Here is a 20,593-nt window from a genome sequence, read left to right on the forward strand (position 1 = left end):
ATGTGGTCTGCGTAACGTAACGAGCCGGGCGCGCCGTTACGATCCGTGGCGTAACGCACAGGCGAACAAACGCTCCGCATGCTTGAAACGTTCTGTTCAAACAAATAATTAGTGCAGCGAATCTAACTTATGGTTAGTACTATGTGCTGCAACGCACGAACTGCCGTTAACCTGAGTAAGACGTTAAAACGCATACGGAAAGTGAGTCAGGGCAGCGGACAATTGCTTAAATAAGATTGTTCGGCTATAAAACCCGAAAGCAGGGCGAAGTCACGAGGGAGGTGCGTTATCGAACAGACCACTGACACATACGCGTTTTATTGAAGCCGGCTGCAAGGCGAGTGTTACCGCAGCGCAACAGAAAAGACCACGCATGAGAGAGCAAGGGTCGTCGCGCTAAAGAATCCGCCGTTCGGAGCAGCAGGTAAACAAACGACATAAATGAAGTCCGAGGGTAGAAATGAAAAAGTTCACACAACGCTTCCTGAGAGATAACAAAGGCGTGACGGCCATCGAATATGGGCTGATCGCGGGGTTAATCGTTCTCGTCATTGCCGTTGCGGTGACCAATCTTGGCACTGGCATCAATGGCGTGTTCACCCGTATCGCCGCGGCGATTCCGGCGGCGGCAGCGTAAAAAGCAGCGTTAAAAGTATCGCGAAGCAGCCGGCTATTCAGCGCTCGCTCGCTTCGCATTCTTTTATGCCATTGGCATTAAGTCCAATGCGGATTGGTTAGCAATCCGCATGGCGTTGCTTCGCCTGTCGGGTCCGAAATGAAAGCATTGGCCGGTTTTGCGCTATTTATCGTGTGGTCCGCCGTTGTCGCGTGGTGCGATTGCCGGCGGCGCCGTATTTCCAATTCAATTGTCGTCGCCGGTTTGGCGGCGGCATTTTTCTGTGCGCTCGTTCAATGCGGGCCATTTGGCGTTTCCATTCCGAATGCGGCGATGGGTGCGCTGATTGGACTTTTCGCGCTGCTGCCGTTTTTCGCGCTCGGCGCGATGGGCGCCGCCGACGTCAAGGTATTCGCGGTACTGGGCGCGTGGTGCGGTGTGCATGCGTTGCTGGGCTTGTGGATGGCCGCCACGCTGATGGCCGGTGTTCATGCGCTGTGGCTCATGATCGTCACGCGTACCCGCCTCGCGGGATTGGGCCGTCACGGTGGCGCGACGTTCGAACTGGGCGGCAAGGCGTCGAGTCCCTACGCGGCTTTTCTGACGCTCGCCGCCAGCGCCTGGCTGATGCTGCCCGCGCTGCAAAGGCTGCCCGGAGTCGCACCATGAACGCACCGCGCGCCGCCTATTCACGTAGTTGCTCGTGCCCATCGCGCCAGCGGCGCGGCACGCCTGCCCGCCGTACGCAACGCGGCTCCGCCGCCGTCGAATTCGCGATCGTCTTCCCCGTGCTGTTCATGATCATGTACGGGATCGTTTCCTTCGGGCTGGTCATGGTCGCGCAGCAGAACCTCACGCTAGCCGCCGAGGAAGGCGCGCGCGCCGCGCTGAACTGGCAGAGCAGCACGTCGTTGCAGAACGCGCTGTATGTCCGCGGGCAGAACGCGTGCACGACGGCCAACCAGATGGCGGCGACGCTCGTGCAACCGTACATGACCTGTACGCAGACGTCAGCGCCGTGCGGCAACGGCAACACGATGCAATGCATCAGCGTCACGCTGACCTACGACTACCTGAACCATCCGATCGTGCCGAACATCCCGCTGCTCGGCGTGACGATCCCGAACACGCTGTACAGCATGGCCACCGTGCAACTCAACCCGGAGAACGTTCAGTGATGTCTGCGCCGGTTCTTCGATCCGCTGTTCGCTGCGCCACGCGACCTTGCGTGGCGTGCGCCCCGCGCCGCGCGACGCCTGTCGCCTCGCTCAACCCACGCTGCGAGCCGTCATGCCGAATCTGACCAAAATTCTCGCCGGCGTGCTGATCGTGCTCGCGCTGCTGCTCGGCCTGTTCGCGTGGAGTCTGTCGCGCCGGCCGGTGCCCACGGCGACGCCGGTCGCGGCGCAGAGCAGCTTCCCGGTGGTGGTCGCCGCGCATGCGCTGCCGGCCGGCAAGGCGATCACGCCCGATCAACTGCGCGTGCAGATGTTGCCGATCAACCCGAACGGCGCGTTCACCGACCCGACGCAACTGGCCGGCCGGGTGCCGGGCGTCGAGATCGGCGCGGATTCGCCGGTGCTCGAAAACCAGCTGACCTCGGGACTCGCGGAACGCATCGATCCGGGCGAGCGCGCGCTCGCCGTGAAGGTGGACGAGAGCAACGCGGTGGGCAACCGGCTGCGTCCGGGCAACTACGTCGACGTGTTCTTCACGCTCAAGCGCGACGGCGGCATGGGTGGGATGGGCGGCAACAGCGGCGAGATCGACCGTACCCAGGCGCGGCTGCTGATGTCGAAGGTGCGCGTGCTCGCGTTCGGCAATGCGACGCCCGGCGGCGATACGGCCGGCGATCCGAACGGCATGGTGCGCACCGCCGTGCTGGCGGTGCCGGTCGGCGAGGTCGACCGTCTGACGCTCGCCGAGAGCGCCGGCCGCCTGATCTTCGCGCTGCGGAGTCCGAAAGACACCGAGGTTGCCGATCAGAGTGCGCTGCCGGTTTATCCGGGCGTGCTGAAGACGGCCGCGCATCCGGGCTCGGCCGAGCCCCTGCTCGATTCGACGCGCGCCGCGGCCGGCGTGGCGCTCGACACCTTGTCGGGCAGCAACGGTTCGGCGGCAGCCGGCCCGCGCTTGCCGCCGTTGCCGCCGCATCTGGCGATGCCGGCCACGCGGGTCGCCGAGAGCGTGAACAGTACAAAAGGCGGTATCGAAGTGATACGGGGTGGGCGAGCCGAGACGGTCGCCTGGTAAAGCGGTTTCAGGAAGCAACGGCCTGCTTCGGGCATGACTACATGACAAAACGCATTGCTGTTTCAGGTGGAGCGGTATGGCTCGGGCTCGCGCTGCTGGCGGCATGCCCAGCGGCGAGCGACGCGGCCGGCCCAGTGGTGGTGCAGCGGGGGCAGAACGGGGCGGGTGGGCCAGGTGGGCAGATGCTGCCCATCGCGGGCGCGCCTGCGCAAAGCATCGAGCTGACGGTCGGCGCGCAACGCTCGCTGGCCGGCGGCCGCACGTTGCAGCGGGTGGCGATCGGCGATCCCGCCGTGGCCGACGTCTTGATCATCAAGGGTGACAGGCGCGGCGGCGTGCTGCTGGTCGGCAAGTCGGCGGGCACCACGAGCCTGATGGTCTGGGAGGGCGGGCGCGACGTACCGCAAACCTACACGGTCAACGTGATCACGCCGGCCGCCGCCTCGCTGCTCGGTCCGGACACGCCGAGCCTGAAGGTGCTCGGCGGCACGGCGGTGCTGGCCGGCACGGCGGCGACGATGGAGTCGCATCAGCGCGCGGCGGTCGCGGCGGACGGCTCGATCGGCAAGGACGGCGCGGTGTTCGATACATCGACGGTGGCGAGCCGCGCGGTGGTGCAGGTCGAGGTGCGGGTGGTCGAGTTCAGCCGCTCGGTGCTGAAGGAAGTCGGCTTCAACTTCTTCAGCCAGCGCAACGGTTTCGCGTTCGGTTCGGTGGGACCGAATGGGGCGGCGTCGGTGACGGTGCCACAGAAAGCCTTTGTGCCGACGAACAGCGCGACGGTGGGACCGGCTCTCGCGACGCCGTTTTCGTCCGCCTTCAACCTCGTGTTCGGGTCGGCGACCAAGGGTCTCTTTTCGGACCTGAGCCTGCTGGAGAGCAACAACCTCGCGCGCGTGCTGGCCGAGCCGACGCTGGTGGCGCTGTCCGGGCAGAGCGCGAGCTTCCTCGCGGGCGGCGAGATTCCGATTCCGGTGCCGCAAGCGTTGGGCACCACGTCGATCGAATACAAGCCGTACGGGGTTGGCCTGACGCTGACGCCGACCGTGCTGAGTCCGCAGCGCATCGCGCTGAAGGTCGCACCGGAGGCGAGCCAGCTCGACTTCTCGAACGCGGTGACGATCAGCGGCGTGTCGGTGCCGGCGATCACCACGCGGCGCGCCGACACCACGGTCGAACTTGGCGACGGCGAGAGCTTCGTGATTGGCGGCCTGATCGATCGCGAGACGGCGTCGAACGTCTCGAAGGTGCCCCTGCTCGGCGATCTGCCGGTGATCGGCACGTTCTTCAAGCAGCTGAGTTACCAGCAGAACGAGAAGGAGCTGGTGATCATCGTGACGCCGCATCTGGTGTCGCCGCTCGCGAAGGGCGCGGCGTTGCCATCGACGCCGGGCGAGCAGTCGGAGCAGCGCGACGGCCCGGTATGGCGCTCGTTGCTCGGCGGCATGGCGGCGCCGCGCGACGCCGTGCCGGGGTTTTCGAAGTGAGGCCGGTGCGTGCCGCGAGCGGGCGCCGGTCGATGAAGGCAGTGAGCAGCACGAGCGGCAGGGCATGCGATCAGCGCGCGCCCGCCGCCAGGCAGGACGACGCGGCGGCCTCACGGCCAATGCCGCATGAGGATGTTCCACATGAACGCGAGAACGCATTCATTGACTGAACGGGCGGTCACCGACTATTTCGTGTTCGCGTCGCTTGCCGACGCGCACGTGCATTGGCTTGCCGATACGCTGAGCGGCGCGGGCGTGGTCGAGTCCGCCACGCTCGATCCGGCGATGTTGATGCAGCGGATCGCGACGCTCAACGCCTCGCTGGTGTTCATCGACTTTTCGGCGGGCCGCGCGGCCGCGGCGAGCGCCGCCGCGAGCGCGGTGCGCGGCGCGTATCCGGGCATGCAGATCGTCGCGCTCGGCACGCTGGCCGAACCGGAAAGCGCGCTGGCCGCCTTGCGTGCCGGCGTGCGCGATTTCATCGACATGTCCGCGCCGGCCGAGGACGCGCTGCGCATCACGCGCCAGGTGCTCGACAACCTGGTCGAGCCGGTCAGCCGCCACGGCCACGTGACCGCGCTGCTCGGCGCGCGGATCGGCATGGGCGTCAGCACGCTGGCCGCGAACCTCGCCGTGATGCTGCAACGGCGCGATGTCGCGCAGGGCCGCCAGGCCGCCTTGCTCGATCTCGGTCTGCCGGCCGGCGACGGCTCGCTGCTCCTGAACACGCGCAGCGAATTCAACTTCGTCGAGGCCGTGCGCAATCTGCGCCGCTTCGACCAGACCTTCGTCTCGACCGCGCTGTCGCATCACACGAGCGGTCTCGCGCTGACCACCTTGCCGCCTAATCTGGCCGACATGCGCGAGGTGTCGTACTCGTCGTCGATCGGCTTGCTGAACCGCTTGCGGGCGTTCTTCGACCAGCAGATCGTCGACCTCGGCGGTTTCGCCAACAGCGAGTTCATCGCGCACGTCGTGCAGGCCGCCGACGAAACCTGGCTGCTGTGCGACCAGGGCGTGGCGTCGATCGTGTCGGCGGTGAGCGTGCTCGACGCGCTGCGCGAAGAGGGCGTGGATACCGCCAACGTGCGGCTGATCGTCAACAAGTTCGACGCCGATCTCGGGCTCGCCGCCGCGCAGATCGCGCAGCGCCTGGATATCCCGCTGCTGGGCACGCTGCCGGAGCGGCGCGTGGCGCTGGGGCAGGCGGTCAACCAGGGCCATCTGCTGGTCGACGTCGCTGCGCGCGACCCGTACGCGCGCGCGCTCGAACCGCTGATCGAGCGGCTCGGCGGCGCGCAGCGCGCGGCCGCCGCCGCGCATGGCAAGTCGGCGCTCGGCGCGCTCAAGCGCTTCATTCCCACCACCCACAAGCGGTCATAGACGATGGCAAAAGAAATCGAATTTGCCGACGACGCGCCGTCGTTCGAGCACGGCCAGCAGTTCCAGGACATCAAGAACGCCGCGCACGAACATCTGCTGACGCGCATCGAGGAACTCGGCTCCGAGTTCGGCCGCTGGTCGCGTAACGCGATCAACCAGTTCGTCGATCTGGAAATGGACAGCTTCGTGCGGCTGCGCCGGATTCCGATCAACGAGAGCGAGGTGCGGCTGATCGCCGAGGCGCTGACCAAGGAACTGGCGGGCTTCGGTCCGATCGAGGACCTGCTCGCCGATCCGGCCGTCGAGGACATTCTGATCAACGGCTACAACGACGTGTACGTGTCGCGCCACGGCATTCTCACGCGCATCCAGGTGCGCTTCGCCGACAACGCGCATCTGCTGCGGATCGTGCGCCGGATTCTCGCGCCGATCGGCCGGCGTCTCGACGAATCGAATCCGATGGTCGATGCGCGTCTGCCGAACGGCGGACGGGTCAACGTGGTGATCGAGCCGCTCTCGATCGACGGGCCGATCGTCTCGATCCGCAAGTTCCGCAAGGACCCGATGCGGCCGGACGATCTGCTCGGCAACGGCACCTACAACCCGGAGATCGGCACGCTGCTCGAAGCGGCGGTGGCCGCGCGCTGCAACGTGCTGGTGTCGGGCGGCACGAGTTCGGGCAAGACCTCGCTGCTCAACGCGCTGGCGTTTCACATTCCCGAGCCGGAACGGGTCGTGACGATCGAGGACACGGCCGAACTGTCGCTGAACCATCCGCACGTGGTGCGGCTCGAAAGCCGCCCCGGCGGTTTCGACGGCGCGGGCGTGGTGACGATTCGCGACCTGTTGCGCAATACGCTGCGGATGCGGCCGGACCGCATCATCGTCGGCGAAGTGCGTGGCGGCGAAGTGCTCGAAATGCTTCAGGCGATGAACACCGGCCACGACGGGTCGATGGGCACCGTGCATGCGAGTTCGCCGCGCGAATGCCTGTACCGGCTCGAAATGCTGGCCGGTTTCGCGGGTTTTCAGGGCACTGAGTCGAGCCTGCGCCGCCAGATCGCCAACGCGATCGACTTCATCGTGCAGATCGGCCGGCTCTCGAACGGGCGGCGGCGCATTCTGTCGGTCACCGAAGTCACCGGCCTGTCCGACAACATCATCGCGACGCAGGAGCTGTATCGCTACGAGCCGGTGCTGAACGCCGACGGCGACGAACTGGACAACTGGGCGTCGCTGGGCATTCATCCGCATTCGCCGAAACTCGCGCGGTTCCGGCATGCGCTGGGCGGCGCCCAGGCGGCGGGCGGCGGCTTCGGTAATGCGGGCTTCGGCGGTAGTGGCGGCGGCTTCGGCGGCGGCAGCGGCGGTGGCGGTGGATTTGGCGGTGGCTCGCAAGGCGGCTTTGGTGGAGGCTTCAATGGCTAGCGCGGCGCTCGTCTGCGTCGCGCTCGCGCTGGTCTGCGCGGCGTTGGCGCTGCTGGTCTGGCAACGCGGCGCGCAACGCAAGGGGCAGGTGAGCACGCAACGCTTTATCGACAGTCGCATGGCGGCGGCGATGCCGGGCGCGGCCGGCGCCGGCGCGCCGGTCAATACGCCGCGCGCGGCCGCGTCCGCCGCCACGGCCGCGCGCAACGCGGCGCCGGCCGCGATCATGCCGCAGGCGCCGCCGGCCGGCTCGAGCTGGCTCGCGTATGCGCGCTATCTGCAGGCGCGTGCCGTGTTCAAGGTGCGTCATATGACGGCGCGCGCGGGCATCAACGGCCGCTCGCGCGGTCCCGCCATCGTGGTCAGCGCGATCACGCTGCTGGTCAGCCTGTGGGCCGCGTCGCTCGGCGGCTGGCTGGCCGCGCTCGCGGCGCTCGCAACCTGCGCGATGCTCGTGTACTTCGTGCTGACGCTGCGTGCGAACAAACGCCGCGAGCAGATCGTGCGGCAACTGCCGCTCTTTCTCGATGGCATCGTGCGGCTGATCACCCTCGGCAACAGCGTGCCCGCCGCCTTCCAGGCCGCGTTGCAGAATACCGACGCGCCGCTGCGCGACTGTCTCGATTCCGTCTCGCGGATGCTGCGCAGCGGCGTCGATATCGATCGCGCGCTGTTTCAGGTGTCGCTGGTCTATGGCGTGCGCGAGTTCGAACTGGTGGGCGCGGTGCTGCGTCTGTCGGTGAAGTACGGCGGCCGCGCCGACGTGATGCTCGACCGCATGTCGTCGTTCATGCGCGATCTCGAACAGGCCGAACGCGAACTGGTCGCGATGTCGGCGGAAACGCGGCTGTCGTCGTGGGTGCTGGCGGCGTTGCCGATCGGCATCGGCGGCTTCCTGATTCTGTCCAATCCGAAGTACTTCGGATCGATGTGGTTCGACCCGACCGGGCGGCAACTCGTGTATCTGGCGTTCGCGCTGCAGATCGTCGGCGCGTGGCTGTTGCACCGGATGACCAACCTGAGGTGACGACGATGGAAACCCGCCACCTCGTCGCCCTCGCATTCGCGCTCGCCGCGCTCGCCTTGCTGTTGCTCGCGGGGCTCGTGCTGGCGCGCGTCGCCGCGCAGCGGCGTACCGAACGCACGCTCGGCCATGCGCTCGACGAGCGCGCGTTGCAGAGCGCGGCGGCCGCCGCGTCCGCCGCTGCCGCGCGCGCCGGCCAGAATGCGGCGGGCGGCATGGCGAACAACGCGGCGCGCACCGCGCCGCAGGCTGCGCCGAAAGGCTTCAAAGGTCTGTTCGAGCGCTTCGCGCATGCCGGCATCCGCTGGCTCGATACGCCGTTCGGCCGCCTCGTCGTTGCGGAGGAGGACCGGCGGCTTCTCGAACAGTGCGGCTTCGTCGACACGCGCACGCGCGGGTTGTTCCTGATCGCGCGGCTGCTGGGCGCGCTGTTGCTGCCAATGCTGGCCGGCGCGCTCGCGCGCGGCCACGTGGAAGGCGCGCGCTACGTGATGCTGTTGATCGTCGCGATGGTGGCGGGCTTCCTCGTACCCAAGTTCGTGCTGGGACGGCGCGCCAGCCGGCGCCGCCGCCAGGTGGTCGACGAATTGCCGTTGATGGTCGATCTGCTGCGCCTGCTGCAAGGCGTCGGCCTGTCGCTCGATCAGAGCCTGCAGGTGATGGTCAACGAGTTCAAAAGCATGCTGCCGGTGCTGTCGGGCGAACTCGAAATCGCGCAGCGCCAGTTCACCACCGGCCGCACGCGCGAGCAGTCGTTCAGCCGGCTGTCGGCCAGTTTCAATAACGAGGATCTGCGCGCGGTCATGCGTCTGCTGGTGCAGGTCGACCGTCATGGCGGCGCGGTGCAGGAACCGCTCAAGCAGTTCGGCGACCGCTTGCGCGAGACGCGCCGCGCGGTGCTGCGCGAACGCATCGGCAAGCTCGCCGTGAAGATGACCGGCGTGATGATCGTCACGCTGTTGCCCGCCTTGATGATCGTGACGGCCGGCCCGGGCGTGCTGGCCGTCATGCGTTCGCTCCACTCGCTGCAATAGCAGGAATCCGTCATGACTGACCGTGCTTCGTTTCTCTTTCTTCCGCGCGCCGGGCGTTGCGGTGTGCTGCTGCTCGCGTGCGCGTTGTGCGGTTTGCTCGGCGCGTGCGCGAAGGATATGGGCTACGGCGTCGGTGCGCAGGCCGAGCGCGCCGCGATGGCGCAACAGGCCAATCGCGATCCCGCGCCGGATACGCCCGGCATGTACCTCGGCCTGATCGACCAGATGCAATCGCAAGGCTTGTACTTCGCGTCGCTCGCGCATATCGACGCGTTCGAGAAACAGTACGGCGCGACGCCCGATACGCATCTGCTGCGTGCGGACGCATTGCGTATGACCGGCCAGCCGGCCGCCGCCGCCGATGCGTACGGGCTGCTGCTGAAGACGCCGCTCGCCGCGCGCGGCTATCGCGGCCTCGGGCTCGTCGCGGGCGCGGCGGGCGATTTCGCGCGCGCCGCGCAGCAACTGGAGCAGGCCGCGCAACTCGCGCCGACCGATGCGGTGACGCTGTCCGATCTCGGCTATGCGCGCTTGCGTAACGGCGACGTCAACGGCGCGCGCGTGCCGTTGATGAAGGCGGCGGAACTCGACCGCCGCAATCCGAAGATCGTCAGCAACGTAGTGCTGTATCTGCTGGCCAGCGGCGATCAGGCGCAGGCGCTGGCGGTGATGAACGAGCAGAAATTCGCGCCGGACGTGCGCATCGCGATTCGCGGCGATGCGGCGAAGGTCGCGGTGGCGGAACGCGCGCGCTCGCGCGGCACGGCCCCGGTGGCTGGGGGCGAGCAGGTGACGACGGGTGGCGCGCAGGCGGTTTCGGGCGCTGGTGCCGGGACGGTTGCGAGCGTGCAGGGGATCGAACCCGCGCCGCGTGTGTTGCAGCGGTTTGCGCAGTGAGGAAGGTCGACGTGTGCACGCCGGCGGTTTGGGCGCGGCTGGATGCGGATCGAAAGCGACGTGGGAACGGGTTAGGCGTTGCGTGGGAACGGGTTGCGTAGGCGGCGCGAATCAATTGGCGGGGCTTGGCGCATGAATCAGGCGCACGGGTTCGCGAGGCGTGACCGGCGACAGGCGACGGACGAATCAGGCGCGATCCATCAGGGGGCAAGGATGAAAAGAAACAGGACGTTGTGGGCCGGGCGGATGCCGATGCTGGGCATCGGCGCGGTGCTGGCCGTGGCGATGGTGATGGTCATGTCTGCTCCGGTCGTTGCGCAGACCGCGCCGCTGACGAGCGGGCAACCGGATGCGCAACCGGGCGCGCAGGTGGCTGCGCAACCCGAAGCGCAATCCGACGCGCGACCCGACGCGCCGCGTGTGCGGGTCAGCGAAGTCGGCCACTCGACCCGAGCATGGCTCGACCTGCAAAGCAGCAATGTGGAAGCCGCGCCCGCGCAACCGATGCTCGGCGCCGAGGCCGGTCTCGCTTATCGCCGCTACATGGCGTCGTTCTCCAGCAAGATTCCGGCGCTGTACGGATCGGCACTCGGCAGCGGCTCGGGCAGCTCGGGCAGTAGCGGGATGTCGGGCGGCACCGGTAGCGGGTCGAACTGAGATGTTTTCGCGCCGCCCGTTCGCCGCCCGGATCGCTCGCGCAATGCACGCGCGAGCGGTGGGTTGCGTGCGCGCGGAAGGCAGCGCCGGGCTATGTGCGGATGGCGGCGGCAGTCGCGATGGTCGGGGCAGTCGCGGGGCATGCGGCAGTCGCGGGGTTCGCGGGATTCGCGGCACACATCGCCAGCACGGCAGCATCGCGCTCATCGCCGTGATCTGGCTGAGCGTGGCGGTCGCCGCGCTGGGTGCGCTCGACATCGGCAATCTGTACTTTGCGCGGCGGCAGTTGCAGCGCACGGCCGACCTCGCGGCGCTGGCGGCGGCGCAAGTGATCGGTTCAGCGGGCGGCTGCGCGGCGGCGGGCACGGCCGCGCAACTGAACGCCACCAGCAACGGCCTGCCCGCGAACGGCACGCTGACCACCACCTGCGGCCGCTGGGACACTAGCACCAGCACGTATTTCGGCGCCACCGGCAATCCGCTGAACGCGGTGCAGGTGCAGGCGACGCAAGCCGTGCCGATGTTCTTCATCGGCCCGACGCGCAACGCGACGGCCACCGCGACCGCGCAGGCCACCAACATCGACGCGTTTTCGCTCAGCACCGGCATCGCCACCATCAACACCCAACAATCGGCGCTGCTCAACGCGATTCTCGGCGGCTTGCTGAAAACGAGCGTGGGCTTGACCGTCGGCAACTTCCAGAGTCTCGCGTCCGCGCAGATCAAGCTGGAGAATCTGATGGTGGCGCTCGGCGCGTCGTCGATGCAGGGGCTGCTTTCCACCACGGTCAGCTATCAGACGCTGATGGTCGCGATGGTCCAGGCGTTGCAGGCGGGCGGCGATACCGTCGATGCCGCGATCCTGCAGACGCTCGCCGTCACCGTGCCGGGCGCGCAGAACATCACCATCGGCGACAACGGCACGGGCGCGCCCGGCCTGCTTGCGCTGGGGCTCTCCAATCCGAATTCCGCCGCGACGGCGACCGTCAATGCACTCGACGCGCTGATGGTCGCCGCGCAGATCGCGCAGCGCAGTCCGGACGGCACGGCGGGCAATGCGCCGGTGATCAACGTAACGACCGGGCTGGCGGGTATTGCGGGGCTGTCGCTGCAGATCATCAATCCGCCGGTGCTGGCGGTGGGCGAGGGCGGCACGACCATGGTCAACGGTGTGAGCACGCCAAGAACGATGGCGCGCACGGCATCCGTCAACGCGAGCGTGACGCTGACCAATCCGCTGCCGACGCTGTCTCTCGGCGTTGCCACGATCTCCGCGCTCAGCTCGCCGATCGTGCTGAATCTTGCCGTCGCACCCGGCAAGGCGGTGCTGACGAACGTCGACTGCGAAAGTACCAAGGCGGCCACCAATGCAACGATCCAGGTGACGCCGAGCGTCGCATCGCTTTGCGTCGGCACGAACGCGAGTTGCGGTGGCCCGATCACGCTGGCCAACATCTCCGTGCTGCTGATCGGCAACGTGGCGAGCGTCCAGTTGAACGCCCTCGGACCGTTTTCTCTGACGCCCGGTAGCACGCCAATCGTGTTCAACGGTGCGTCGGGAAGCTTCAATCTCACGCAGAGCGCCAATTCGAATCCGGTGGGCAGCGATGCCGCGGCATTGACCACGCCTTTGCTGGCGGCATTGCCGAGCGCGCTGCATATCCAGGTACTCGGCAATTACGATCTGTCGGCACTACTCGCGCCGCTGCTCAGCCTGGTCACGACGACACTGACGCCGTTGCTGCAGAGCGTTTTCACCCTGCTCGACAGCATTGTCGTCCCGACGCTCTCGCTGCTCGGTATTCAGATCGGCACCGCCACCGTCCACAACATGTCGCTGACATGCGGCGTTCCGCAACTGGTCAACTAGCTATCCACGATGAGAACCACCGCCAAAATCGAGGAACTCGATATCTACGTCTGGGAGGGCAAGGCCGACATCGTCGACCGGGTCGCGCGCTGCATGGCGAGCTTCGACGTCGAAGTGATCCGCGCCGACGACATCGCGATCTCGCCGGAACGCACCGCGCTGCGGCCCTCGCTGGCGATCATCAGCGTGTCGGTGATCGACAGCGGCGCGCTGATCCTGCGCGACTGGCAGGCCGCCCACGGCATTCCGGTGGTGTGGGTCGGCGCCGCGCCGCGCGATCACGATCCGGCCAGCTACCCGTCCGAGTACTCGCACATCCTGCCGCTCGATTTCACCTGCGCCGAACTGCGCGGCATGGTGATGAAGCTGGTGGCGCAGATTCGCGCGCACAGTGCCAAGACGCATGAATCCGACACGATGATCGCCAACTCGGAATGCATGCAGGCGCTGCTGCACGAGGTCGATACCTTCGCCGACTGCGATACGAGCGTGCTGGTGCATGGCGAGACCGGCGTCGGCAAGGAGCGCATCGCGCAACTGCTGCACGAAAAACATTCGCGCTACGGGCAGGGGCCGTTCGTCGCGGTCAACTGCGGGGCGATCCCGGATGGCCTGTTCGAGTCGCTGTTCTTCGGTCACTCGAAGGGCTCGTTCACCGGCGCCGTGGTCGCCCACAAGGGCTACTTCGAACAGGCCGACGGCGGCACGCTGTTCCTCGACGAAATCGGCGATCTGCCCCTCTACCAGCAGGTCAAGCTGCTGCGTGTGCTCGAAGACAGCGCGGTCACGCGGATCGGCTCGGCCACGCCGGTCAAACTCGATTTCCGGCTGGTGGCGGCGACCAACAAGGTGCTGCCGCAACTGGTGAAGGACGGCACCTTCCGCGCGGATCTCTACTACCGGCTCGCGGTGATCGAACTGAAAATTCCGTCGCTGGAAGAGCGCGGCGCTGTCGACAAGATCGCGATCTTCAAGGCCTTCATTGCCCAGGTGGTGGGCGGCGATCGTTTATCGACGTTGCCGGACCTGCCGTACTGGCTCGCCGACGCCGTCGCCGATACCTACTTCCCCGGCAACGTGCGCGAGTTGCGCAACCTCGCCGAACGCATCGGCGTGACGGTCCGGCAGATCGGCGCGTGGGATGCGGCGCGTTTGCAACGCCTGCTGGCGCTCGCGCGCACCAGTCAGCCGGTGCCGGCGGAGAGCGCCGCCGAGGTGCTGGTGGATCGCAGTAAATGGGACATGGCGGAGCGCAACCGCGTGCTCGCGGCGCTCGACGCAAACGGTTGGCGTCGCCAGGATACCGCGCTGCATCTCGGCATCAGCCGCAAGGTTTTGTGGGAGAAGATGCGCAAGTACCAAATTTTCGACGAAGAGCCCGAAACACGCGAAAGTGAGTAATAATGAGACGGTTGTACTAAAACAAAAACTGTTTAAGCAGGAATTACATGGACCACAAGTCGAAACTACGACAGATTGCCCTGGCCGCTTGCATCGCGTTGGGGGCTGTGCAAGGCGTGTATGCGCAGGCTCTGCCGGACAGCAGCGCGAGCGCTGGCGTCGTTTCCCAGCCGGGCACGACGACCACGTTGCCGGTCACCACGCCTCCCCCGGCGGCCCAGACCACCGCGCTGACGCCGGACGAAGCGAAGCAGTCCGCCGCGGGCAATGTCGCGGAATTGCAGCAGATGATCCACGGTTCGGATCTCGCGGAATTACGCACCACATATAACGGCAGTTACGGCGCGAGCCTGCTGTTCTACGGCAAGGAAATGACGTACTACGTGGCGTTGTTCCAGCAGAAGAATTTCTGGCGCGTCATCAAGACGCAGGACGCCACGCGGGCCGATCTGATCTATAAGGATTTCGTGCGCCAGACGCTGCAACTGTCGGACGTCGAGATCCGCCGCACGCAGCTCGAAGCGCAGAAGGCCTTCACGGAACGCATGATCGCGTTGCAGCAGGATCGCGCGAACCGTCTGCAGGCCGACCTCGATGTCGCGCGTCAGCAGCAGACCATCGTCGCGAGCCAGCAGCAGCAGTCGCGTGCGGAAGCGTCGGCGCTGGCTCAGCAGAAGGCCGCCGCGCAGGACCAGTTGCGCGCGACCCAACGCCAGGTGCGCGATCTTCAGCGTCAGCTGGAAAGCGGTCTGCCGGCGCATTGAGCTACGCGGTGAACGGACTGTCGCGCCGCGCGTGATGGTCTGAGGTCCGCCGCTATCGAATCCGGAAAACGTCGCACTGCTTCGGCAGTGGCGGCGTTTTTTTTCGCCTGCGGTTTTGCGCTTCGTTTGTGCGTTGGTTTGTTCGCTTCGACGTGTTGTGCGTTGCCGCTTCGCAGCCGTTGCGCGGTTCGCTAGTGCCGCTTCTTTTCATGCGGCTTCGGGTCGGCCTCCGGCGGCGAGCGGCGTGGTTCGGTGGTGTCGACGGCGATCGGGTCGCTGGCGGGGAAGCTCTCGTCGAGCGCTTCGTCGAGACGGCTGTCGTCGGATTCGAGCGGCTTATGCTCGTGCTTGCGCTCGCGAGCGGGATCGTGGGCGGGCTGCTTTCTGCTGGTCATGGCGTGCTCCGTTCTATCGAGGGCGGTGATTCAGCATAGTGCATCGACGGGGGCGGCGAACATCGGCCGAACGGCCTAAGACGCTGATTCACGACGCGAAGCCATGACGTCCGCCCGCGACGCCGCTTCAAATCATCTGGCATGAACTCGTTCTGTGTGTGTCGCCGGCCGGTGCAAACCGGCATTCTCTCTCAACCGGCGCGAGCATCGTCCGCGCAGCGTAAGCGCTGAGCATGACGCAACCGGCACACGCGTGCGCTCGCGACGCTACACGACCTCATCATGCAGCGAACTCATCAGACAGCGAACGACATGAACCGGAACAAACCCGCGGGCGCGCAACGCTTCAACGCGTTACACGTCGTCGAGGCGGAACTGGAACATCTGGATTGGGCGACCCGGCAGCCGGCGCTCAGCATGCTCGACGCCGGATACTGGCGGCGTCGCGTGATGGCGGTGAAGTGCGGGTTCGAATTGACCGAGCAGCAGCTGCTGCGTCTGGAGAAGATCTTGTTGCGGCTCGGCTATCCGACGGAATAGCCGAGCGTTGAAGCGGAAGGCAGAACGGCTTATTCGCTGCTGCCGTGGCCGCCGTTATTGCCACCATGATTGCCGCCGCCGTGGTTGCCACCGTCGCCGCCGCCCGTGCCGAACAGCCGGCGGCGGCGCGTGACCACGACCGGACCGTCGGACGAACTGCCGCGCTCGGACGGCGGGCGGTCCGACGACGGCGCGCCATACGACTCGCGCGGCTCACGCGGTTCACGATGATCGCGCGGCTCACGCGAGCCATGCGGACCGCGCGTGGTGTGTTCGCCATGCGAAGGCCGCCCGGCGCGCGGCGCGGGACGCGTGCCCGTATCGAGCTGGATGGTCGAGATCGCGCGCTTGTAGATGCCTTGCAGGCCGACAGGCGTGCGCAGCATCACCAGGTACTGATCGAACGACTCGATGCACCCGGTCAGGCGAATGCCGTTGACGAGGTAAATTTCGACGCGCTTACGCTCTTTGCGCGCAGCGTTCATGAAGTCGTTTTGCGGATGCGATTCTGCGGAAGCCATGGACAAGTCAGGTTAGAAAGACGATTGTTCGCCGCGATTCTACCCTGTGTGGGGGCGGAACGCGTCGGCGGGCGAACTCTCCGACCACTATAACGGCTTGTGCGCACATAAGCATCTGATAACTATTGGCTGTAACGTTGCGTTACGAATCTGCTGACTAATGGCGCATTGTTCCAGCCGGGCTCGCATTTCGGGCAACGATCCACGCATCGGTGGCGGAAAAAGATAGCGTGTCGCGCGTTGCCGGGCGGAATAAAACGCCGCTGGTCCACGTTATGACAGACATGGCGACGCCGCATCCCGCGCGCGGCCAGTCGACTCCGGGCACGCAACTGCCGCGGAGCGCTCATCAGGATCAGGAGACGCATCATGAAACCGTTCCGCCTCGTTTCCGCATGCTTCGTCGTGCTGGCGCTCGCGCTGGGTACGCTCGCGACGAGCGGCTGCACCTCGGCGACCGACGCCGGCGCTTCGAGTAGCAGCGGCACCAGCGGCAGCAGCGGCAGCAGCGGCGGCTACTGAATGATCGCGTGCAGCGTCACGAGGGTGTCGCGCATCGGATGACGTTCGAAGCCGAAGTGATCTCCTGGCTCCCGCAACTGCGCCGCTACGCGCGCGCACTGACGGGCGACCGCGCATGGGCCGACGACCTCGTACAGGACACGGCGGAGCGTGCGCTCGCCCGTTGGTCGGCGTTCCGGCCGAACAGCAATCTGCGCGCATGGCTGCTGACGATCCTGCGGCATCTGTATATCGATCAACTACGCAGCCGCCGCGAGATCGCCGTCGATGAAGACAGCGCGCCGTGGCGCAATCTCGAAGCGCCGCGCGGCGAGGTGGACGGTCTGGTGCTGCGCGACGTGCAGCGCGCGCTGTATTGTCTGCCGCTGGAGCAACGCGAGGTGTTGCTGCTGATCGGCGTGGAGGAACTGTCGTATCAGGAAGCGTCGCGCGCGCTCGGCGTGCCGGTCGGCACGGTGATGTCGCGGCTCTCGCGGGCGCGCGAACATCTGCGTGCGTTGTTGACGGAAGGGCCGGCGCTCGAGCCGGCGCGCAAGACTCCGCCGTTGAAAGTGGTGAGAAACCCGTGATGAATAACGACGACCACGATACCGGCCAGCCCGACGGGCTCGATCCGCGAACGCTGTCGGCGTATGTCGACGACGAATTGCCGGGCGACGAACGCGCGGCGCTCGAAGCGCGGCTCGAACGCGATCCGCGCGCGGCCGCGCGGGTGGCGGCGTGGCGCGCGCAGAACGCGGCGCTGCGGGCCTTGTGCGGGGTGCCGCGCGGCGGCCTGCGCGACACCCCCGGCGCGCGCGCCGCTGTCGATGGGGACGCCGCTTTCGTCGTCGTGCGGCGGGCGGCGCCGTGGTGGCAGCGCGCCGGCATCGCCGCGTGCTGGCTCGCGGCCGGCGCCGGTCTCGCGCTCGCCCTGGGGCCGCTCGCGCCGCGACTGACGAACGGCGCGTGGGACGGTCTCGGCGGCCGCACGCCGGGTTTCGCGCAGCGCGCCGACATCGCGTATGCGGTGTACACGCCGGAGCGCCGGCATCCGGTGGAAGTCGCGGCGAGCGACGAGGAACATCTGATCAGCTGGCTCTCCAAACGCCTGAACCGGAATCTGTCCGTGCCGTCGTTGCAGGAGTACGGTTACTCGCTGGTGGGCGGCCGTCTGTTGCCGGGCGAAGCGGGGCCCGCCGCGCAGTTCATGTACGAGAACGCGCACGGCGCGCGTCTGACGTTGTACGTGACCGGCACCGCGCGCGATGAAACCAAGTTCCGGCTGTTTCGCGAAGGCAATCGCCGGACCTTCTACTGGATCAGCGACGGCATGGGCTACGCGCTATCCGGGCCGATCGCGGAGGGCAAGCTGCGGTCGATCGCCGTCGATGTATGCAGCGCGCTGGGCGGCAAACCGGAGGCGTGGCAGTGACGCGCGGCGCGCGCATGAAAACGCGCGCAAACTGTAGTTTCGTTGTCGGGCCACGAGCGCGGCAACCATCATCGCAACAAGCGGTAACGAAACAACCGCGCCCGGTTTCGCGCCAACCGGAATAGCGCCGCGCGACGATTCGTTTACTGCTTGCTGGAACACGTCACGACCTGCCCGCGCAGGCCGCGGCGACGGTTCGAGCAAGGCAAACCGGCGGGGTCTTTACGGCGTCGGCGCCCGCTAGGCGCCGCGACGCCGATGCGTCGAGGTAGCGACATCATGCTCACATTTCATCGATCCGGCACACGGCTCGGCGGCACGCTCACGGTCCTGTGTCTCAGCGCGTCATGCGCCGCGACGGCGGCCGCGCAATCCGACGACAATCCAACCGCGACCGACACGACGACGTGCCGCTTCGTCGTCGGGCAGGCGGAAATCGACGGCGTCATGCAACAGGTCAGCGGCCGCGCGTGCCTGCAATCCGACGGCAGCTGGCGGATCGTCGCGGACGATCCCGGCGCGCTCGCGTTCAGCGGCGACCCGGTCTACTACTACGATCCCTGGTACTGGGGACCGCCGGTGATAGTGGGCGCGGGCGTGTCGTTCGTGTTTATCGACCGCCTTCATCATGTTCATCATCTGGACCACGTGCGTTACGTGCGCGGGCCGTATGGCGCCGGTGTGCGCGGCGTGTGGCGCGGTGGCGCGCCGGCGCACGTGTGGAACGGCGCGTCGCGAGGCGGGGGAGGAATGCGCCGGTGAATCAACCGATCACGCCACCGATTACGCCAGCCCCGGTCACCGCCGCGCAATTCGACCGCGCGCTCGCCGGCTGGCGCGCGATCGTCGGCGAGCCGCACGTGCTGACCTCGGCCGCCGATCTCGCCGCGTACCGCGATCCGTTCGCGTTCGGCGGAACGGACGAGCACGACACGTTCGCGGCCAGCGCGGCGCTGCGGCCCGCATCCGTCGACGAGATTCGCGCCGTGCTACGGATTGCCAATCAATTCCGCATTCCGCTGTGGACGGTATCGACCGGCCGTAATTTCGCGTACGGCGGCGCGGCGCCGCGCCTGTCCGGCTCGGTCGTGCTCGACCTGCAGCGGATGAACCGCATCGTCGAAGTGAACGAGACGCTGGCCTATGCGCTGGTCGAGCCTGGCGTGAGCTACTTCGATCTGCATGCGCATCTGCGCGCCAACGGCATCAGGCTCTGGGTCGATCCACCCGCGTCCGGCTGGGGCAGCGTGGTCGGCAATACGCTCGAACGCGGCTTCGGCTACACCGACTATGGCGATCACGCGGCGACGCAGTGCGGGATGGAAGTCGTGCTCGCCAACGGCGACGTGGTGCGCACCGGCATGGGCGCGATCGATACCGGCACCGCGTGGCAGGTGTACCGGCCGGGTTACGGGCCGTCGTTCGACGCGATGTTCATGCAGTCGAACTTCGGCATCGTCACCAGACTGGGCGTCTGGCTGATGCCCGCGCCGCCCGCGTATCTGCTCGGCGAGATCCAGTTTCAGCACGAGACGGATCTCGACGCGATCGTCGACACGTTGCGGCCGCTGCGGCTCGACGACACGATCCGCAACCACGCGGTGATCGAAGGCGGTCTGCGGCGCGCGGCGGGATTGTCGGCGCGTTCCAGGTGGTACGACGGCCCGGGTGCGATGCCGGAAAGCGCGGTGACGGCGATGCTGCGCGAACTGAACGTCGGCCGCTGGAATCTGCATTTCGCGCTATATGGCACGCCGGAACTGATCGACGCGCGTTACGCGCTGGTGCGCCGCGCGTTCGCCCGCATTCCCGGCGCGCGCTTTCTCGCGACGCGTTATGCGGGCGATGCGCAACCCGTCGATGGCGGCGACCGCAACCTCGCGGGCATTCCGGCGATGAGCGCGTTTCGCATGCTCGACTGGCGCGGCGGCGCGGGCGCGCATGTGGACTTCGCGCCGGTGTGCCCGGCGAGCGGTCGCGACGCGCTGCGTCAGTACACGATGGTCAAGACGCGCGCGGCGGAATACGGCTTCGATTACTACGGCGGGTTCACGGCGGGCACGCGGCATCTGCATCACATTTTCGCGGCGATCTTCGATCGCGACGACGCGCAGCAGACGGAACAGGCGGGCGCGCTGCTGCGCTCGTTGATGAGCGATGCGCGCGCGGCCGGGTACGGGCAATATCGTGCGCATCTCGCGTACATGGATTTCGCGGCGGCGCAGTACGGATTCAACGACGGCGCGTTGCTGCGTTTGTCGGAAACGATCAAGGACGCGCTCGATCCGAACGGAATCCTCGCGCCCGGCAAGCAGGGGATCTGGCCGGCGGCGTGGCGGGATCGGCGGGGGTATACGTAAGCGCGTAAGCGCGTCAGAGCGTGAGCG

The 20,593-nt window shown here is 66.9% G+C and carries 22 protein-coding genes; 20 read left to right on the forward strand and 2 right to left on the reverse strand.

What is annotated here, in order from left to right:
• Positions 1-460: 460 nt before the first annotated feature.
• The 14 genes from LFL96_RS07790 (at position 461) to LFL96_RS07855 (ending at position 14,814) form a co-directional block, all read left to right on the forward strand.
• Positions 461-637, forward strand: coding sequence for a Flp family type IVb pilin (locus tag LFL96_RS07790; protein ID WP_280999853.1), 177 nt, complete (start codon positions 461-463; stop codon positions 635-637).
• Positions 638-775: 138 nt separating this feature from the next.
• On the forward strand, positions 776-1,285 hold the full coding sequence (locus LFL96_RS07795) for a prepilin peptidase (RefSeq protein WP_280999855.1): 510 nt from the start codon (positions 776-778) through the stop codon (positions 1,283-1,285).
• The gene (locus tag LFL96_RS07800) at positions 1,282-1,794 is read left to right on the forward strand and encodes a TadE/TadG family type IV pilus assembly protein (RefSeq protein WP_280999857.1); all 513 of its coding nucleotides are present in this window, start codon (positions 1,282-1,284) and stop codon (positions 1,792-1,794) included. Before LFL96_RS07795 ends, LFL96_RS07800 begins: the two co-directional genes overlap by 4 nt.
• Before the next feature lie 112 nt (positions 1,795-1,906).
• Entirely contained in the window at positions 1,907-2,869 is a 963-nt protein-coding gene (cpaB, locus tag LFL96_RS07805; protein WP_280999859.1) for a Flp pilus assembly protein CpaB, read from the forward strand.
• Between the two features lie 41 nt (positions 2,870-2,910).
• Entirely contained in the window at positions 2,911-4,356 is a 1,446-nt protein-coding gene (locus LFL96_RS07810) for a type II and III secretion system protein family protein (RefSeq protein WP_280999861.1), read from the forward strand.
• A 141-nt stretch (positions 4,357-4,497) separates the two neighbouring features.
• Positions 4,498-5,739, forward strand: a complete 1,242-nt coding sequence (locus LFL96_RS07815) for a fimbrial protein (protein WP_280999863.1) — start codon at positions 4,498-4,500, stop codon at positions 5,737-5,739.
• Positions 5,740-5,742: 3 nt separating this feature from the next.
• Entirely contained in the window at positions 5,743-7,167 is a 1,425-nt protein-coding gene (locus LFL96_RS07820; RefSeq protein WP_280999865.1) for a CpaF family protein, read from the forward strand.
• Positions 7,160-8,194 (forward strand): type II secretion system F family protein, encoded by a 1,035-nt coding sequence (locus LFL96_RS07825; RefSeq protein WP_280999868.1) that lies wholly within the window; start codon positions 7,160-7,162, stop codon positions 8,192-8,194. Before LFL96_RS07820 ends, LFL96_RS07825 begins: the two co-directional genes overlap by 8 nt.
• A 5-nt stretch (positions 8,195-8,199) precedes the next feature.
• Positions 8,200-9,225: a type II secretion system F family protein gene (locus LFL96_RS07830; RefSeq protein WP_280999870.1), complete on the forward strand. Its 1,026-nt coding sequence runs from the start codon at positions 8,200-8,202 to the stop codon at positions 9,223-9,225.
• A 12-nt stretch (positions 9,226-9,237) separates the two neighbouring features.
• Positions 9,238-10,122, forward strand: a complete 885-nt coding sequence (locus LFL96_RS07835; protein ID WP_280999872.1) for a pilus assembly protein — start codon at positions 9,238-9,240, stop codon at positions 10,120-10,122.
• Positions 10,123-10,419: 297 nt separating this feature from the next.
• Complete coding sequence (locus LFL96_RS07840; protein WP_281000614.1) at positions 10,420-10,779, forward strand: DUF3613 domain-containing protein; 360 nt, start codon at positions 10,420-10,422, stop codon at positions 10,777-10,779.
• Between the two features lie 211 nt (positions 10,780-10,990).
• On the forward strand, positions 10,991-12,649 hold the full coding sequence (locus tag LFL96_RS07845) for a TadG family pilus assembly protein (protein WP_280999875.1): 1,659 nt from the start codon (positions 10,991-10,993) through the stop codon (positions 12,647-12,649).
• 9 nt (positions 12,650-12,658) lie between these two features.
• Entirely contained in the window at positions 12,659-14,050 is a 1,392-nt protein-coding gene (locus LFL96_RS07850; protein ID WP_280999877.1) for a sigma-54 dependent transcriptional regulator, read from the forward strand.
• Positions 14,051-14,097: 47 nt separating this feature from the next.
• The gene (locus LFL96_RS07855) at positions 14,098-14,814 is read left to right on the forward strand and encodes a DUF2968 domain-containing protein (protein WP_280999881.1); all 717 of its coding nucleotides are present in this window, start codon (positions 14,098-14,100) and stop codon (positions 14,812-14,814) included.
• A gap of 191 nt (positions 14,815-15,005) precedes the next feature.
• Here the strand turns inward: LFL96_RS07855 and LFL96_RS07860 are convergent, their stop codons facing one another.
• On the reverse strand, positions 15,006-15,209 hold the full coding sequence (locus LFL96_RS07860; protein WP_280999883.1) for a hypothetical protein: 204 nt from the start codon (positions 15,207-15,209) through the stop codon (positions 15,006-15,008).
• Between the two features lie 312 nt (positions 15,210-15,521).
• On the opposite strand from LFL96_RS07860, the gene LFL96_RS07865 reads away from it, so the two are divergent.
• Positions 15,522-15,749 carry a hypothetical protein gene (locus LFL96_RS07865; protein WP_281000616.1) on the forward strand — a complete coding sequence of 76 codons (228 nt, stop codon included), beginning with the start codon at positions 15,522-15,524 and terminating at the stop codon, positions 15,747-15,749.
• A gap of 29 nt (positions 15,750-15,778) precedes the next feature.
• On the opposite strand, the gene hfq is transcribed toward LFL96_RS07865, so the two are convergent.
• The gene (gene hfq, locus LFL96_RS07870; protein ID WP_280999885.1) at positions 15,779-16,270 is read right to left on the reverse strand and encodes an RNA chaperone Hfq; all 492 of its coding nucleotides are present in this window, start codon (positions 16,268-16,270) and stop codon (positions 15,779-15,781) included.
• Between the two features lie 369 nt (positions 16,271-16,639).
• On the opposite strand from hfq, the gene LFL96_RS07875 reads away from it, so the two are divergent.
• The 5 genes from LFL96_RS07875 (at position 16,640) to LFL96_RS07895 (ending at position 20,566) form a co-directional block, all read left to right on the forward strand.
• A complete protein-coding gene (locus LFL96_RS07875) occupies positions 16,640-16,792 on the forward strand; it encodes a hypothetical protein (RefSeq protein ID WP_280999888.1) in 153 nt (50 codons plus the stop codon).
• Positions 16,793-16,830: 38 nt separating this feature from the next.
• Positions 16,831-17,361 (forward strand): sigma-70 family RNA polymerase sigma factor, encoded by a 531-nt coding sequence (locus tag LFL96_RS07880; protein ID WP_281000618.1) that lies wholly within the window; start codon positions 16,831-16,833, stop codon positions 17,359-17,361.
• A complete protein-coding gene (locus tag LFL96_RS07885) occupies positions 17,361-18,206 on the forward strand; it encodes an anti-sigma factor (RefSeq protein WP_280999890.1) in 846 nt (281 codons plus the stop codon). Before LFL96_RS07880 ends, LFL96_RS07885 begins: the two co-directional genes overlap by 1 nt.
• Before the next feature lie 279 nt (positions 18,207-18,485).
• Positions 18,486-18,968, forward strand: coding sequence for a hypothetical protein (locus LFL96_RS07890; RefSeq protein ID WP_280999892.1), 483 nt, complete (start codon positions 18,486-18,488; stop codon positions 18,966-18,968).
• A complete protein-coding gene (locus LFL96_RS07895) occupies positions 18,965-20,566 on the forward strand; it encodes an FAD-binding oxidoreductase (RefSeq protein WP_280999894.1) in 1,602 nt (533 codons plus the stop codon). Before LFL96_RS07890 ends, LFL96_RS07895 begins: the two co-directional genes overlap by 4 nt.
• The last annotated feature ends 27 nt before the right edge of the window (positions 20,567-20,593 follow it).

It is taken from the genome of Paraburkholderia sp. D15, from assembly GCF_029910215.1.
Classification (GTDB): domain Bacteria; phylum Pseudomonadota; class Gammaproteobacteria; order Burkholderiales; family Burkholderiaceae; genus Paraburkholderia.

Bases quoted from the DNA above. Each gene is read 5' to 3' on its own strand.
- LFL96_RS07795 (WP_280999855.1), top strand. From the start codon at position 776: ATGAAAGCATTGGCCGGTTTTGCGCTATTTATCGTGTGGTCCGCCGTT.
- LFL96_RS07820 (WP_280999865.1), top strand. From the start codon at position 5,743: ATGGCAAAAGAAATCGAATTTGCCGACGACGCGCCGTCGTTCGAGCAC.
- LFL96_RS07830 (WP_280999870.1), top strand. From the start codon at position 8,200: ATGGAAACCCGCCACCTCGTCGCCCTCGCATTCGCGCTCGCCGCGCTC.
- LFL96_RS07825 (WP_280999868.1), top strand. From the start codon at position 7,160: ATGGCTAGCGCGGCGCTCGTCTGCGTCGCGCTCGCGCTGGTCTGCGCG.
- LFL96_RS07860 (WP_280999883.1), bottom strand. From the start codon at position 15,209: ATGACCAGCAGAAAGCAGCCCGCCCACGATCCCGCTCGCGAGCGCAAG.
- LFL96_RS07840 (WP_281000614.1), top strand. From the start codon at position 10,420: ATGTCTGCTCCGGTCGTTGCGCAGACCGCGCCGCTGACGAGCGGGCAA.
- LFL96_RS07855 (WP_280999881.1), top strand. From the start codon at position 14,098: ATGGACCACAAGTCGAAACTACGACAGATTGCCCTGGCCGCTTGCATC.
- LFL96_RS07835 (WP_280999872.1), top strand. From the start codon at position 9,238: ATGACTGACCGTGCTTCGTTTCTCTTTCTTCCGCGCGCCGGGCGTTGC.
- LFL96_RS07875 (WP_280999888.1), top strand. From the start codon at position 16,640: ATGAAACCGTTCCGCCTCGTTTCCGCATGCTTCGTCGTGCTGGCGCTC.
- hfq (WP_280999885.1), bottom strand. From the start codon at position 16,270: ATGGCTTCCGCAGAATCGCATCCGCAAAACGACTTCATGAACGCTGCG.
- LFL96_RS07790 (WP_280999853.1), top strand. From the start codon at position 461: ATGAAAAAGTTCACACAACGCTTCCTGAGAGATAACAAAGGCGTGACG.
- LFL96_RS07850 (WP_280999877.1), top strand. From the start codon at position 12,659: ATGAGAACCACCGCCAAAATCGAGGAACTCGATATCTACGTCTGGGAG.
- LFL96_RS07885 (WP_280999890.1), top strand. From the start codon at position 17,361: ATGAATAACGACGACCACGATACCGGCCAGCCCGACGGGCTCGATCCG.
- LFL96_RS07810 (WP_280999861.1), top strand. From the start codon at position 2,911: ATGACAAAACGCATTGCTGTTTCAGGTGGAGCGGTATGGCTCGGGCTC.
- cpaB (WP_280999859.1), top strand. From the start codon at position 1,907: ATGCCGAATCTGACCAAAATTCTCGCCGGCGTGCTGATCGTGCTCGCG.
- LFL96_RS07865 (WP_281000616.1), top strand. From the start codon at position 15,522: ATGAACCGGAACAAACCCGCGGGCGCGCAACGCTTCAACGCGTTACAC.
- LFL96_RS07815 (WP_280999863.1), top strand. From the start codon at position 4,498: ATGAACGCGAGAACGCATTCATTGACTGAACGGGCGGTCACCGACTAT.
- LFL96_RS07890 (WP_280999892.1), top strand. From the start codon at position 18,486: ATGCTCACATTTCATCGATCCGGCACACGGCTCGGCGGCACGCTCACG.
- LFL96_RS07800 (WP_280999857.1), top strand. From the start codon at position 1,282: ATGAACGCACCGCGCGCCGCCTATTCACGTAGTTGCTCGTGCCCATCG.
- LFL96_RS07880 (WP_281000618.1), top strand. From the start codon at position 16,831: ATGACGTTCGAAGCCGAAGTGATCTCCTGGCTCCCGCAACTGCGCCGC.